General features: G+C 55.7%; 12 protein-coding genes and 1 pseudogene. All 13 read right to left on the bottom strand.

Going from position 1 to position 15,027, the window contains the following annotated elements; all coding sequences use genetic code 11:
- A partial coding sequence (tilS, locus tag Q7O77_RS06170) for a tRNA lysidine(34) synthetase TilS (protein WP_304164400.1) occupies nt 1–897 on the bottom strand: 897 nt, incomplete at its 3' end.
- On the bottom strand, nt 887–1,276 hold the full coding sequence (locus Q7O77_RS06165; protein ID WP_304164398.1) for a VOC family protein: 390 nt from the start codon (nt 1,274–1,276) through the stop codon (nt 887–889). The genes Q7O77_RS06165 and tilS, both read right to left, overlap by 11 nt.
- 103 nt (nt 1,277–1,379) lie before the next feature.
- Nucleotides 1,380–2,339, bottom strand: coding sequence for an acetyl-CoA carboxylase carboxyl transferase subunit alpha (gene accA, locus Q7O77_RS06160; RefSeq protein WP_304164395.1), 960 nt, complete (start codon nt 2,337–2,339; stop codon nt 1,380–1,382).
- Between the two features lie 12 nt (nt 2,340–2,351).
- On the bottom strand, nt 2,352–5,834 hold the full coding sequence (dnaE, locus tag Q7O77_RS06155; RefSeq protein ID WP_304164393.1) for a DNA polymerase III subunit alpha: 3,483 nt from the start codon (nt 5,832–5,834) through the stop codon (nt 2,352–2,354).
- 79 nt (nt 5,835–5,913) lie between these two features.
- The gene (rnhB, locus tag Q7O77_RS06150) at nt 5,914–6,510 is read right to left on the bottom strand and encodes a ribonuclease HII (RefSeq protein WP_304164392.1); all 597 of its coding nucleotides are present in this window, start codon (nt 6,508–6,510) and stop codon (nt 5,914–5,916) included.
- Nucleotides 6,507–7,652 carry a lipid-A-disaccharide synthase gene (lpxB, locus tag Q7O77_RS06145; protein ID WP_304164389.1) on the bottom strand — a complete coding sequence of 382 codons (1,146 nt, stop codon included), beginning with the start codon at nt 7,650–7,652 and terminating at the stop codon, nt 6,507–6,509. The genes rnhB and lpxB overlap by 4 nt, the downstream gene beginning before the upstream one ends.
- A 5-nt stretch (nt 7,653–7,657) precedes the next feature.
- On the bottom strand, nt 7,658–8,446 hold the full coding sequence (gene lpxA, locus Q7O77_RS06140) for an acyl-ACP--UDP-N-acetylglucosamine O-acyltransferase (RefSeq protein WP_304164385.1): 789 nt from the start codon (nt 8,444–8,446) through the stop codon (nt 7,658–7,660).
- A 4-nt stretch (nt 8,447–8,450) separates the two neighbouring features.
- Nucleotides 8,451–8,906, bottom strand: a complete 456-nt coding sequence (gene fabZ, locus Q7O77_RS06135) for a 3-hydroxyacyl-ACP dehydratase FabZ (protein ID WP_026738770.1) — start codon at nt 8,904–8,906, stop codon at nt 8,451–8,453.
- A 148-nt stretch (nt 8,907–9,054) separates the two neighbouring features.
- On the bottom strand, nt 9,055–10,077 hold the full coding sequence (gene lpxD, locus Q7O77_RS06130) for a UDP-3-O-(3-hydroxymyristoyl)glucosamine N-acyltransferase (RefSeq protein WP_304164380.1): 1,023 nt from the start codon (nt 10,075–10,077) through the stop codon (nt 9,055–9,057).
- 4 nt (nt 10,078–10,081) lie between these two features.
- Entirely contained in the window at nt 10,082–10,579 is a 498-nt protein-coding gene (skp, locus tag Q7O77_RS06125) for a molecular chaperone Skp (protein ID WP_094117760.1), read from the bottom strand.
- A 142-nt stretch (nt 10,580–10,721) separates the two neighbouring features.
- Nucleotides 10,722–13,148: an outer membrane protein assembly factor BamA gene (gene bamA, locus Q7O77_RS06120; RefSeq protein WP_304164376.1), complete on the bottom strand. Its 2,427-nt coding sequence runs from the start codon at nt 13,146–13,148 to the stop codon at nt 10,722–10,724.
- A 35-nt stretch (nt 13,149–13,183) separates the two neighbouring features.
- Entirely contained in the window at nt 13,184–14,539 is a 1,356-nt protein-coding gene (gene rseP / locus Q7O77_RS06115) for a sigma E protease regulator RseP (RefSeq protein WP_304164373.1), read from the bottom strand.
- A gap of 21 nt (nt 14,540–14,560) precedes the next feature.
- Nucleotides 14,561–14,971, bottom strand: a pseudogene (locus tag Q7O77_RS06110) (phosphatidate cytidylyltransferase); the annotation flags it as partial.
- Between the last annotated feature and the right edge of the window lie 56 nt (nt 14,972–15,027).

Here is a 15,027-nt window from a genome sequence, read left to right as displayed (position 1 = left end):
GTCCCGCCGACTGAGCGCCACGTCTTGCCACAACCGCTGCAGCTGTTCCCGCGAAGGCATTCGCACGCCCTCTGCCGCCAGCCAACGCCGTAATAACGCGGATCGCCGCAGCGGGCCGTAAGATTCAAGAGCCGTAATCGACAACCCGCCGTCGGCACGGCGAAGCGATTGCAGCGACTCCGCCAACAGTTCATCCAGTAACTGTTCCTGCTCCGCACAGAGCTCAGCGCTGCGGGATACCGCGGCGGGGAAATGCGGCCAGCGCTGCGTCAAAACGGGTAAAACATGGCGACGAAGGAAATTACGATCAAAGCGATCGTCGCTATTGCTGTCGTCTTCAACCCAGCTAAGACCATGATACGCCGCATACTCGGCAAGTTGAGCGCGGCTGCAGGCCAGCAGCGGCCGTAAATGCGTCTGTTCGCCGAGCCGTGTCGCCGACGCCATGGCCGACAACCCTGCCGGACCACTGCCCCGCTTGAGCGCCAGCAGGAAGGTTTCACTTTGGTCGTTTTGATGTTGTGCGGTCAGCAGCACCTCATCCATGTGCAAATGGTCACGGATAGCCTGATAACGCGCCTCACGCGCCGCGGCCTCAATACCACCCTGCTGCGCATCAACCCGCACCGGCAGAACGCTGAAAGGGACATGCCAGTCTGAACACAGCCCCTCGCAGTGCTGCGCCCAGCGGTCGGCGAACGCGCTGAGGCCGTGGTGGACATACGCGGCCCGCAGCGAGAGCCCATAGTGTTCTCTTAACCGCACACACAAATGCAGCAGGACGGTGGAATCTAACCCGCCGCTGTAGGCGATGAGATAGCTGCCGCCGGACGTCACCTGACGTGCGACCGCATTTAATAGGACTTCATCGCTGTGCGTCGCGACGTTATCGTTCATACAACTCCAACGGCAAATCATCCGGATCGGCAAAGAAAGTGAATCTTCGCCCAGTCTCTTCATCAATGCGAATAGGCTCGCAGTCGACGGCCCGGCGCGTCAGCTCACTCACCGCCTGGTCGATATCATCCACGGCAAAAGCCAAGTGTCTGAGTCCCTGCGCTTCGGGACGACTTACGCGCGAAGGCGCATCAGGGAAGGAGAACAGCTCAATAACGTAGTGGCCGTTCAACGCCAAGTCGCCCTTCCAGGAGTCTCTGGCGGCACGATAAATCTCATGCTGCAGAGTGAATCCCAGCAGGTCGCAGTAAAAACGCTTACTCCGTTCGTAGTCAGACGCAATGATAGCAATATGATGAATTCCCTGAAGTTTCAGCATAGCGACTCCCGACAAACGCGGTGTGAGGAAAGGATGAAGGTCATCATAACAAAAAAGTCCGTGGTCATTGCTGACCACGGACTTTTTAGGACTAGAAGAACTGTCAGCAGTAGCCGTAATTCATCAACCGCTGGTAACGACGATTTAGCAGTTCCTGTTCGTTGAACGCATCCAGCTCGCGCAGGTCAGCCAGCAGCTGAGACTTCAGCGATGCGGACATCACGTCCACGTCGCGGTGCGCTGAACCCAGAGGTTCAGGGATCACGGTGTCGATCAGGCCCAGCTCTTTCAGACGCGGGGCAATGATTCCCATCGCTTCTGCGGCCAACGGCGCCTTGTCCGCGCTTTTCCACAGGATAGAGGCGCAGCCCTCTGGGGAAATGACGGAGTAGGTGCTGAACTGCAGCATGTTGACCTTGTCGCCCACGCCGATTGCCAGCGCGCCGCCGGAACCACCTTCACCGATCACGGTACAGATGATGGGCACGCTCAGCTCTGACATTTCGCGCAGGTTGCGGGCAATCGCTTCAGACTGACCGCGTTCTTCCGCGCCCACGCCCGGATAAGCGCCCGGGGTGTCGATGAACGTGATGATCGGCATTTTAAAACGCTCGGCCATTTCCATCAGACGCATTGCCTTGCGGTAACCTTCCGGCGCTGGCATACCAAAGTTACGACGAATTTTTTCTTTGGTTTCACGGCCTTTCTGGTGGCCGATAACCATCACGGGACGGCCATCCAGACGCGCAATGCCCCCCACGATCGCTTTGTCGTCAGCGTAGGCGCGGTCGCCTGCCAGCTCATCGAAATCGGTGAAAACGCGTTTGATGTAGTCAAGCGTGTAAGGACGCTGGGGATGACGCGCCAGCTGAGCAACCTGCCATGCGCCCAGATCGGCGAAGATTTTACGCGTCAGTTCTACGCTTTTTTCACGCAGACGCTTAACCTCTTCGTCCAGATTTATATCCAATTTTTCGTCTTGACGGCTGACGGCGGTCAGAGAGTCAATTTTCGCCTCCAACTCTGCAATCGGCTGCTCAAAATCAAGAAAATTCAGACTCATAGTAATCCTATATTAGTCAAATTCCAGTTCTACCTGTTCATTACCCACTACGGTGCGCAGATCGTTCAGGAGCACGTCGGTCGGGGTCACGCGCCATGCCGCGCCGAAGCGTAGCCGAGCTCGCGCATCCTCCCGCTGGTAATAAAGATGCACCGGAATCGTCCCTGATCGATGGGGATCCAACGATTGACGGAGACGGTTTAACAACTGGTCATCAATTTGCCTGTCAGTCAGCGAGATAGCAAGTCCACGCGCATATTTTTCCCGCGCTTCGCTGATATCCAAAATCTCGCGAGCGGTCATTTTAAGCCCGCCGCTGAAATCATCAAAACTGACCTGTCCACTGACGATCAAAATACGGTCTTGCTCCAGCAAATGCTGGTATTTATCCAATGCATCGGTGAATAACATCACCTCCAGACGACCGGAGCGATCGTCCAGGGTACACAAACCGATGCGGTTGCCTCGTTTGGTCACCATCACGCGAGCGGAAAGCACGAGACCCACCGCAGTGGTGATTTTGCCCCGATCCGTTGGGTGCATATCTTTCAAACGCACGCCAGCGGCATAACGTTCGATTTCCTTCAGATATTGGTTGATGGGATGGCCGGTCAGATACAGACCCAGCGTTTCCCGCTCACCATCCAGTACGACCTGTTCCGGCCAGGGAGGAACCGTGCTGTAGGACTGCTCGACCTGCTCATGCGTTTCCGCCAGCACGCCGAACATGTCCACCTGACCGATAGCCTCCGCTTTGGCATGCTGCTCGGCCGATTTCATCGCATCCTGCAATGAGTTCATCAGCGCCGCGCGGTGCGGGCCAAGACGGTCGAACGCGCCGGACATGATCAGCTTTTCCAGCACGCGGCGGTTCAGCTTTTTGATGTCCGCGCGCGCGCAGAGGTCGAACAGATCGCGGAAATAACCGCCCTGATTACGGGCTTCGATGATGGCCTCAATCGGCCCCTCGCCCACGCCTTTGATCGCGCCGATGCCATACACAATTTCACCGGCGTCGTTGACGTGGAAGTGGTACAGACCGCTGTTGATGTCCGGCGGCAGGATTTTGAGCCCCATCCGCCAGCATTCATCCACCAGTCCGACAATCTTGTCGGTGTTATCCATATCCGCCGTCATGACCGCAGCCATGAATTCCGCCGGATAATGCGCCTTCAGCCATAGCGTTTGGTAAGACACCAACGCATAGGCCGCGGAGTGCGACTTGTTAAAGCCATAACCGGCGAACTTCTCCACCAGGTCAAAGATTTTCATCGACAGTTCGCCGTCGATGCCCATCTTCTCAGAACCGGCTTTGAACACCGAGCGCTGCTTGGCCATCTCTTCGGGCTTTTTCTTACCCATGGCACGACGCAGCATATCCGCGCCCCCAAGAGTATAGCCGGAGAGCACCTGGGCAATCTGCATCACCTGTTCCTGATACAGGATGATACCATAGGTCGGTTCAAGCACCGGTTTCAGCGACTCGTGCTGCCACTCGATATCCGGATACGAGATAGCTTCCCGGCCGTGCTTACGGTCGATAAAGTTATCCACCATCCCTGACTGCAACGGGCCCGGACGGAACAGGGCCACCAGCGCGATCATATCTTCGAAGCAGTCAGGCTTCAGACGTTTGATCAAGTCCTTCATACCGCGGGATTCCAGCTGGAATACCGCGGTCGTTTCCGACCGCTGCAGCATGTCGAAACTTTTCTTGTCGCTGAGCGGGATGGCGGAGATATCGATCGGCTCCAGCCCCATCTTTTCCTGACGCGGATTGATCATCTCCAGCGCCCAGTTGATGATGGTGAGCGTACGCAGGCCGAGGAAGTCGAACTTCACCAGCCCGGCGTATTCCACATCGCTCTTGTCGAACTGGGTGACCGGATGCTGCCCTTCAGGATCGCAATACAGCGGCGCGAAGTCGGTGATTTTGGTCGGCGAGATCACCACGCCCCCGGCGTGTTTACCGGCGTTACGGGTAACCCCTTCCAGTTTGCGCGCCATGTCGATCAGCGCTTTAACTTCTTCGTCGGCCTCGTAGATTTCGCCCAGCTGCGGCTCTGCGGCGAACGCTTTTTCCAGTGTCATGCCGGGATCGGGCGGCACCAGCTTGGAAATGCGGTCTACGAATCCATAAGGGTGACCCAGCACGCGACCTACGTCTCGGATGACCGCTTTCGCCGCCATCGTACCGAATGTGATGATCTGCGATACCGCATCGCGGCCGTACATATCCGCCACGTGATCGATCACCAGATCGCGTTTTTCCATGCAGAAGTCGACGTCGAAGTCGGGCATGGACACTCGTTCCGGGTTCAGGAATCGTTCGAACAGCAGGTCAAAGGCCAACGGGTCAAGATCGGTGATTTTCAGCGCATAGGCGACGAGCGACCCGGCGCCGGAACCTCGTCCCGGCCCCACGGGCACGTCGTTATCTTTTGACCACTGGATAAACTCCATCACGATCAGGAAGTAGCCGGGGAACCCCATCTGGTTGATGACTTGCAGCTCGATATCGAGACGTTCGTCATAGGCTGGTCGCTGCTGTTTGCGCTCTTCTTCATCCGGGAACAGGAACGCAAGACGTTCCTCAAGTCCCTCCCGGGAACGCATGACCAGATAATCTTCCGTCGACATATCGCCGGTGGGGAACTGCGGCAGGAAATACTCACCCAGTCGGATCGTGACGTTACAACGCTTGGCGATTTCAACACTGTTGGCCAGCGCTTCGGGAATGTCGGCAAACAGCTCGCACATTTCCTCTTCGGTGCGCATGTACTGCTGAGGACTGTAGTTGCGCGGACGTTTGGGATCGTCCAGCGTATAACCATCGTGGATTGCGACGCGAATTTCGTGAGCATCAAACTCGTCGGCGTTGATGAAACGCACGTCGTTGGTGGCGACGACCGGCAGGCCGTGCTGGGTCGCCAGCGCCACCGCCGCATGCAGATAGCTTTCTTCGTCCGCACGGCCGGTACGGATGAGCTCCAGATAGTAACGCTGCGGGAAGTGCTCCTGATAAAAAGCCAGACACTGTTCCACCAGCGCCTGATTACCACGCAGCAGAAATTTACCGATGTCGCCCTGACGACCGCCGGACAGCAACAGCAAACCTTCCTGATGTTCCACCAGCCAGTCGCGATCTATCGTCGGACCTGCGGCACCATAGCCGCGCTGATAGGCGCGGGAGATCAGCAGCGTCAGATTCTGGTAGCCGACGTTATTCATCGCCAGAATAGTGAGGTGCGCCAGTTCGTCGGCCAACTCCTCGCTCTGAAGATAAAAATCCGCGCCGACGATCGGCTTGACGCCAGCGCCATGCGCGCCGCCGTAGAATTTCACCAGACCGCACAGGTTGGAGTGGTCGGTGATCGCCAGCGCAGGCATGCCCATTGACGCCGCTTTTTTCACCAACGGTCCGACCTTAGCCAGCCCATCGATCATGGAATAGTCACTGTGAACACGCAGGTGAACAAAACGTGGTTCGGCCATCTCCAGATCCCAGTATTGATTAAATCGAATGTCGCCGGCGACTCATGCGTTCACCGGCATCACATAGTCTGCGCTGACGTTACGCCAGCCCCAACACTCGCTTCACCGGAGCAAAACTGCGGCGATGATGATGGGTTGCGCCGTGCATCGCCAGTTTTTCCAGATGGAAAGCGGTGGGGTAACCTTTATGCTTCGCAAAACCGTAATGCGGGAAGAGCAAATCCAGCGCTTCCATTTCCCGGTCACGCGTCACCTTCGCCAGAATGGACGCGGCGCTGATCTCCGGCACCCGGCTATCGCCTTTGACGACCGCTTGTGACGGCATCGGCAACACAGGGCAACGGTTACCGTCGATCAACACGTAGTTTGGGGTCACAGACAGCCCGGCCACGGCGCGCTGCATCGCCAGCATGGTGGCGTGCAGGATATTCAGGCTATCGATTTCTTCCGGCTCTGCCCGGCCCAGACTCCACGCCAGCGCTTTTTCTTTGATTTCATGATACAGCGCCTCGCGCCGTTTCGCGCTGAGCTTTTTGGAATCGGCCAGACCCACGATGGGGCGAGCCGGATCGAGAATGACGGCGGCAGTCACCACAGCGCCCACCAGCGGGCCTCGCCCAACTTCATCCACACCGGCAATGCAGGTTGCCTGCGGATAAACGAAAACATCATTCATGATTTTGCCAACTCCAGTACCGCCTGAGCCGCCTGCTCATCGGCATCACAACGGATCTGCTGATGCAGATGTAAAAAGGTTTCTTGTAGTTCATGGACCTGAGCGCTGTCCTGCAGCCAGGGCAAGAGCGCCTCAGCCAATTTGTCCGGCGTGCATTCGTTTTGCAGCAGCTCTTTTACCAGCTCACGTCCGGCCAGCAGATTGGGTAGTGAGACCCACGGCGTTTTGACCAGCTTACTGGCCAGCCAGAAGGTGAACGGTTTCATCCGATAGCCCACTACCATCGGACACTTCGCCAGCATGCACTCCAGCGCCGCCGTTCCCGAGGCCAATAGCGCCGCATCGCTGGCGATCATCGCCTCTCGCGCGAAACCATCCAGCAGGCGAACCGGTAAATCAGGCGCGACCTCAGCTTTAATCTCTTCAAACTGCTGGCGTCGCTTGGCATTCACCAAAGGTACGACGATTTCCAGATCGGGACAGGATTCGCGCAAGAGTCTGGCCGTCAGAAGGAAATCTTTGCTGAGCATGTCGACTTCTGCGCCACGGCTCCCCGGCAGTATCGCCAGACAGCGGACATCCGGCGCGATCCTAAGCGTTGACCGGGCGGCCAGTTTGTCGGGATGCAACGGCATCGCATCGGCCATGGTATGTCCGATGAAACGGCAGGGAACGTTGAAACGATCGTAAAACGCCTTTTCAAAAGGTAAAAAGGCCAACACCAAATTTGTGGCTCGACCGATTTTGAAAACGCGTTTTTGGCGCCATGCCCAGACGGACGGGCTGACGTAATGAATGGTTTTGATGCCGCGCTGCTTCAAACGCCCTTCGAGCGTGATATTGAAGTCGGGCGCATCGATACCGACGAAAACATCCGGCTGTAACTCGGTGAAACGCTGGGTCAGATCACGGCGAATTTTCAGCAGACGCGGCAGGCGCTCCAGCACCTCCACGATGCCCATCACCGCCAGCTCTTCCATCTCGTACCAGGCTTCACAACCTTCAGCCTGCATGCGGGGGCCGGCCACGCCGACAAAGCGCGCATCCGGGACTTGGTTTTTAATGGCGCGAATTAAGCCGGCGCCAAGAATATCGCCGGAGGTTTCTCCGGCGACAAGGGCAATAGTCAGGGGACGGGTCATAAGCGTCAGCGAATAATGCCGCGCGTAGAGCGGGTGAAGAAGTCCAGATACGCCTGAACCGCAGGATGGTCCGCGGCCAGCGCTTCAATTTCCGGCTTGACCTCATCCAGCGTCTTACCGCTACGGTAGATAAGCTTGTAGGTGTTGCGTATGGCATGCAACGTCGCTTTATCAAAACCACGGCGCTTCAGCCCTTCGATATTAATCCCGAACGGCGTGGCGTGGTTCCCCTGAGCAATCACATACGGCGGCACGTCTTGAGCAACGCCGGAGCAACCGCCCACCATGACGTGCGCACCGATGACGCAGAACTGATGCACGGCGGTCATACCGCCAATGATGGCATAATCATCGACGGAAACATGGCCGCCCAGCGTCGCGTTGTTCGCCAGGATGCAGTGATTCCCCACGATACAGTCGTGGGCGATATGCGTATTGATCATCAGCAGGTTATCGCTGCCGACTTTAGTCAACCCGTCGTCCTGCGCTGTGCCGCGGTGGATGGTTACGCTTTCGCGGATGCGGTTGCGATCGCCTATCTCAACGCGGGTCGGTTCACCAGCGTATTTCAGATCCTGGTTAACTTCGCCGATGGAAACGAACTGGTAGATTTCGTTATCGTTTCCGATACGGGTCACTCCGTTAACCACGACGTGCGATTTCAGCACCGTTCCCGCACCGATCTCAACCTGAGAACCGATCCAGCAGAAGGGGCCGATGTGTACGCCGGCACCGATGACGGCTCCGTCTTCAACAATCGAACTGGGATGAATAAAGGCGGTTTGATCAATCACGTTATCAGGCCTCCCGACGACGAGCGCACATCATCTCTGCTTCACAAGCGATTTCACCATCGACTTTCGCAACGCCTCTGAAACGAGCGACGCCACGACGTTCTTTGATGAATTCCACTTCCAGTACCATCTGGTCGCCCGGCTCAACAGGACGTTTGAAGCGCGCATTATCGATCGCAGCAAAGTAGTACAGTTCGCCCGGTTCCAGTTTACCCACGCTTTTGAATGCCAGAATGCCGGTAGCCTGTGCCATGGCTTCCAGAATCAGTACGCCTGGGAAAATCGGTTTACCTGGGAAATGTCCCTGGAAAAAGGGTTCATTAAAGGAAATGTTTTTCACTGCACGTAAAAATTTACCTTCTTCGAAATGCAGAACACGGTCTACCAGCAAAAACGGATAGCGGTGCGGCAACAGTTCCAGAATCTCTTCAATGTGCAGAGTATGGGTGTCAGTATTCAAAATACTCTTCCTGTCTTAATAAAAACGTCATCAACAATGCAGACCGCGGCTCCCCAATAGAGGGAGCCTCACACAGTCTGCCAATAACAAAGCAAAACAGCTTTGCCCGTCCCTGCAGCAAAGCTCGGTAGAACTGAAGCCAACAGACTTAACTTTTATCGAGTTTTCGCTCGATGGCCTTCAATCGCTTGCTCATGTCATCAATATTCATGACCAAAGCCGCCGTTTTGCGCCATGCTTTATTCGGCTGCAGTGGTATGCCCGAGGAGTATACACCAGGCTCGGTGATAGGACGCATAACCATCCCCATTCCTGTCACCGTGACTTTGTCACAAATTTCCATGTGGCCATTTATCACGCTGGCGCCGCCGATCATGCAGTAACGTCCGATTTTCAGACTTCCCGCCATGATGACGCCGCCGGCGACCGCGGTATTGTCGCCAATCACCACGTTGTGTGCAATCTGGCATTGGTTATCGATGATGACGCCGTTGCCGATGATCGTGTCATCCAATGCGCCGCGGTCAATCGTCGTATTCGCGCCGATTTCCACGCGATCGCCAATAATGACCGTGCCTAACTGAGGGATCTTCACCCAGTTGCCGCGATCGTTGGCATAACCAAAACCGTCCGAGCCGATGACCGCGCCTGACTGAATCAGACACTGCTCACCCAGCACGACATTGTGATAAATCGTGACATTGGCCCACAAACGGCTGCCCGCGCCAATACGCGTATTCTTACCAATAAAACAGTTAGCGCCAATCACGGCACCATCGCCCAGCTCAACGCCGGACTCAATCACGGCATTTGGCCCGATTGAGACGTCTTTACCCACGCGCGCATCCGACGCAATCGTCGCCGCAGGCGAGATAGCTTCAGCCGGCGCCGGCGTCGTATCCATCACCTGCGCCATACGCGCATAGGTCAAATAAGGGTTTTTCACCACCAGAGCGGCGGTATGACAGAAAGGCAAATCGGCTTCGGTCACCACGACGGCAGAAGCCTGGGTGGTCGCAAGACGATCGCGGTAACGGCTGTCAGACAAGAAAGTGATCTGACCTGACTGAGCAGAATGCATTGATGCGACAGCGGTGATGACGATATCGCCATCACCGTGCAACTGTGCATCCAACTGTTGTGCTAAAGCATCCAGTCGAATTGAAAACATCGAATTATTTAACCTGTTTCAGCACGTCGGCAGTAATGTCTTTCGCGTTGTCCGCGTAGGCGACAGCATTAGCATCAATGACGATGTCATAACCCTGTTTGCTGGCAACACTTTTAACAGCATCCTGAATACGGCTCAGGATTTTGTTACGCTCTTCCATCTGGCGACGACGGTTGTCCTGATCAAATGCCTGCGCTTTAGTAGAGAACTGTTCGCGCTGTGCCATGACGTCTTTTTCCATCTTGCTGCGTTCGCTGGCTTTCATCGTAGAGCCATCACGCTGCAGTTTCTGCATTTTCTGCTGCAGATCGCGTTCCATATTCTGAAGCTCTGACGCACGGCCGCGGAACTCACTGTCCAGCTGCTTGGCGACGGTTTCGCGTTGCGGCAATTGCTGGAAGATGCTGGATACGTTTACCACTGCAATTTTATCAGCAGCTTGAACGCCTGCTGATGCAGCTAATGCCAGGCCAAGACCTGCGGCACACAACCACTTTTTCACTATAAACTCCTCACGCTAACCTATTTGTGTCTTAACACACTCGTATATGCACAACAGGCAGCGCTGTGACGCTCCATAGAGGCCGGCGTCCTCAACTCTGCCTGCCGTGCGGCTTGCCTGCATACGTTCTGCTGGCCTCAGATTACCAAGTTTTGCCTATATTGAACTGGAACTGCTCCGATTTATCCCCGTCGTATTTCTTGATCGGCTGGGCATAGGAGAAGACCAACGGCCCCAGCGGAGACATCCACTGCAGCGCAATACCGCTCGATATACGGAAATTACCCGGCTTGCTGTAATCAGGCACTCCTGCGGCAAGCGTCGCCGGGGTATTTTCCCAATGGGTATCCCACGCGGTACCGCCATCGACGAACAACGACGTACGCACGGAGTTCGCATATTTTTCGCTGATGAACGGCGTCGGCACGATCAGTTCGGCACTCAGCACCATGACGGCGTTACCGCCCACGGCATCATCGAGGTTGTCTTTATCGATCGGACATCCGGCATAAGACGACTCGCTGCCATTACATTTGTAGTAGGCGGCTTTCGGACCGATGGTATTAGACTGGAAACCACGCACTGAACTTGAACCACCGGCGTAGAAGTTGTCGTAGAACGGCATCTCCTTACCGCCCAGCCCATCGCCGTAACCCAGACGAGTGCGGCCCATCAGCACCCAGTCACGATTTTCGCTCAGCGGCAGATAGCTGGTCGAATCCAGAGTGACTTTATAGTACTCGTTGTCCGAGCCCGGAATCGTCACCTTACCATTCAGCGTCACGCGGCTACCCGACGTCGGGAAGTACCCACGGTCGAGATTGTTGTAAGTCCAGCCCTGCGTCAGGAAGAAGTCATCGGCTGAGAAGTCCGCACTGTCGGAGCTGCCGGTGACGACACCCGGTTCAACGCCGGATTTATAGAGGTAGCGCCACATCGCGACCTGCGGTTCCATATCGGACAGGTCGTTGTGTACGTAGTCGAGGCCCAGACGCAACGAGTTGTTCTCGTTGATCGGGAAGCCCAGCGTCGTGCCCGCGCCATAGCTACGGTTGGTGTAGTCGGACAAATCGGCGTCATACGCCTTAAAGTCGTTATAGAAGACACGACCACCCAGACTGACGCCGTCCACCGTAAAGTACGGGTCGGTCATCGACAGTTCGATATAGGTCTGGTAGTCGTTCTTCGTTCCGGTAATCCCGACAGAGTTCCCCGTACCCAGCCAGTTGTCCTGCTGGACCCCAGCCTGGAAACTCACGCCGCTCTCAGTACCAAAGCCGATACCGAAGTTCAGGCTACCGGTGTTACGTTCTTTCACCTTGTAGACCACGTCGACCTGATCCGGCGTGCCGGGAACGCGCTGCGTTTCCGTATCCACGCTTTCAAAGTAACCGAGGCGGTTCAGACGTTCTTTACCCTGGTCGACCAAATCATTGCCGAGCCAGCCGCCTTCCATCTGGCGCATCTCACGACGCAGCACAGAGTCTTTGGACGTGTCGTTGCCTTCAAAGCGGATACGACGAACGGAGAAACGGTTACCCGCATCCACGCTGATGTTCAGACGTACCGTCTTATCGGCATCGTTGATTTCCGGCTGCGTGACGACGCGCGGGTAGGCATAACCGTAGCGGCCCAGCAGTTTCTTGATGCTTTCTTCCATCCGGGTCACTTTCGTGCCGTTATACAGCTCGCCCGGCTGGATTTTGGTCAACCCTTCAATTTCAGCGGAGTGCCCGGCCAGATTGCCGCGGACATCTACGCCGGAAAGCTTGTACTGATCGCCTTCCGTCAGGTTGATGGTGATATAGATGCCTTTTTTATCCGGCGTCAGGCTGACCTGAGTCGAATCGATGTTGAAGCGCGCATAGCCGCGATCGAGGTAGAAGCTGCGCAGCGTTTCGAGATCGCCCGACAGTTTCTGCTTCTGATATTTACGGTCGCCGACCACGTTCCACCATGGCACCTCGTCGCGCAACTGGAAGCGTGAAATCAGCTCGTCGCTGCTAAACGCTTTGTTGCCCACGATGTTGATCTGTTGGATTTTGGCGGAAACACCTTCGGTGAAGACCAGCTTGAGATCGACACGATTACGCGGCAGCGGCGTGACCACGGCTTTCACCGTTGCACTGTATTTACCGACGCTGTAGTAGAAGTCTTCCAACCCTTTTTCGATGTTGGAAATCATCGTGCGGTCAAGCGCTTCCCCCACGCGAACGCCAGACGCTTCCAGGTTCTCTTTCAGCATGTCTTCCTTCACCGACTTATTGCCGGAGAAAGTGATGCTGGCGATGGTGGGACGTTCTTTCACCTGAACGAGCAGCGTATCGCCATCTCGCAGTACTCGAACATCTTCGAAGTTTCCGGTCGCAAATAAAGCACGGATAATATTCCCGATATCTTCATCGCTGACGTTATCTCCGACACGGACCGGCATGCTGAGCAATGCCGCACCGACGGCAACCCGTTGCAGGCCCTCGAAATGAATGTCTTTCACTACGAATCCGTCTGCACCGTATACGGTGGCGCTACTGAACAGTAGCGACGCTATGAGCAACTTTTTAATCGCCATCGTTGTTATGCGTTTTTCCTAACTTAATCCACACCTCAAAGGCGGGAGAAATCATTGAAAAGTGCGAGTCCCATTAACATCATCAGCAGCACTGTGCCGATGCGATAACTAAAGTCCTGCACACGCTCGGAAACCGGCCCACCTTTCAGCTTTTCTATCGCCAGAAAGAGCAGGTGACCACCATCTAATACCGGCAGCGGGAACAGATTGATGATCCCCAGATTGACGCTTATCAGTGCCAAAAACATCAGGTAATAAATCAATCCATAATCAGCTGACATTCCTGCACCCTGAGCGATGGATATCGGCCCGCTCAGGTTATTCAGCTTAACGTCGCCAGCAATCAGTTTCCCTATCATGCCAACCGTCAACTTCATCAACTGCCACGTTTTGTCAGTGGCTTCGTAAACGGCGCTGAACGGTCCGTACTGGCGAACGGTTTTATACTCTTCAGGCAGCGGCGTAACGCGCGGGATAACGCCAGCAAACCCTTCAATCCTGTCTTTTCCTACCGTTTTGCTGTCGGGGGTCAGGGCGATTGACACCGTTTCCCCTTCCCGCTCTACCGACAACTCAACGCGTTCACCGGGGTGTTCGCGGACGGCAATGACAAACTGCTGCCAGCGCGACACCAGTTGACCATCGACTTTAACGATCCTGTCTCCAGCTTGCAAACCCGCTTTTTCAGCGGCTGAATGAGGCTGTATTCCGGCCAACACCGCTTCAACCTGCGGCCCACGGGGCACGATGCCCAGAGAAACCGCCGGATCCTGCTTGTCTGGTTCAAAACTCCAGCTGCGCAGATCCAGTTTTTTCTGTTCGATAAGCGACGACCCAAGCGGGGCGGTGCCTATCGTCATATCGGCGTCGCCGATCTTGCTGATAAAAGCGAGACGAACACTGTCCCAATCAGGCGTTTCGATACCGTCAATTGACTTTAGTTCCATCCCCGGCGAAATTTGCGCCTGGGCGGCAATCGAGTCGGGCAAAACTTCGCCAACCACCGGACGCACGCCAGGAACGCCGAGAATAAAGACCAGCCAATAGGCGAAAATGGCAAAGATGAAGTTGGCGATGGGACCAGCGCTGACAATGGCCGCGCGCTGCCAAACGGTCTTGTGGTCAAACGCCTGATGAGCCAGCTCAGGCGGTACATCCGCCACGCGGCCATCCAGCATTTTGACATAACCGCCCAACGGGATGAGTGCGATGACATATTCGGTGCCCTGGCGATCACGACGTCGCCACAGCGCCTTACCGAAGCCGATAGAAAAACGCTCCACCCGAACGCCGCAACGACGCGCGACCCAGAAGTGGCCGAATTCATGAACCGTTATCAGCACGCCCAGGGCGACGATAAATGCGGCCAGACTCCAGAGAATATTCATCATAAACAGGCTCTACCGGTATCCCTAAACAGCTTTGAACAGTAACAGCATCAGGCAGGAAAACACAGGCACCGCCGCCGTCAGACTATCAATGCGATCCATCACCCCGCCGTGGCCGGGAATAAGATGACTACTGTCTTTAACACCCGCCTCTCGTTTGAACATGCTTTCGGTCAAATCGCCCAATACGGAAGCCAGCACGGCGACAATCGAGCAGATCAGCAGGATATGCCCTGAGCTTGTCAGCGGAACAAAATGATTAAATACAACGGAAATCAGCGCGGAGCTTGCCAGACCGCCGATCAAACCTTCCCACGTTTTTCCCGGGGAAATTTTCGGCGCCAGCTTGTGTCGGCCAAAGAGCTTACCGAAAGCGTAGGCGCCACTGTCTGCGCCCCACACCAGCAACATGACGTACAGCAGCCACCACGCACCAGTAAATGCTGTCTCTTATACACATCTCCGAGCCCACGAGACTAAGGCGAATCTCG

Source organism: Lonsdalea britannica (assembly GCF_946477055.1).
In the GTDB taxonomy this organism is placed as follows: domain Bacteria; phylum Pseudomonadota; class Gammaproteobacteria; order Enterobacterales; family Enterobacteriaceae; genus Lonsdalea; species Lonsdalea britannica_A.
The sequence above is the reverse complement of the archived record's forward strand: the minus strand, read 5'-3'. Positions and strand labels throughout refer to the sequence as shown.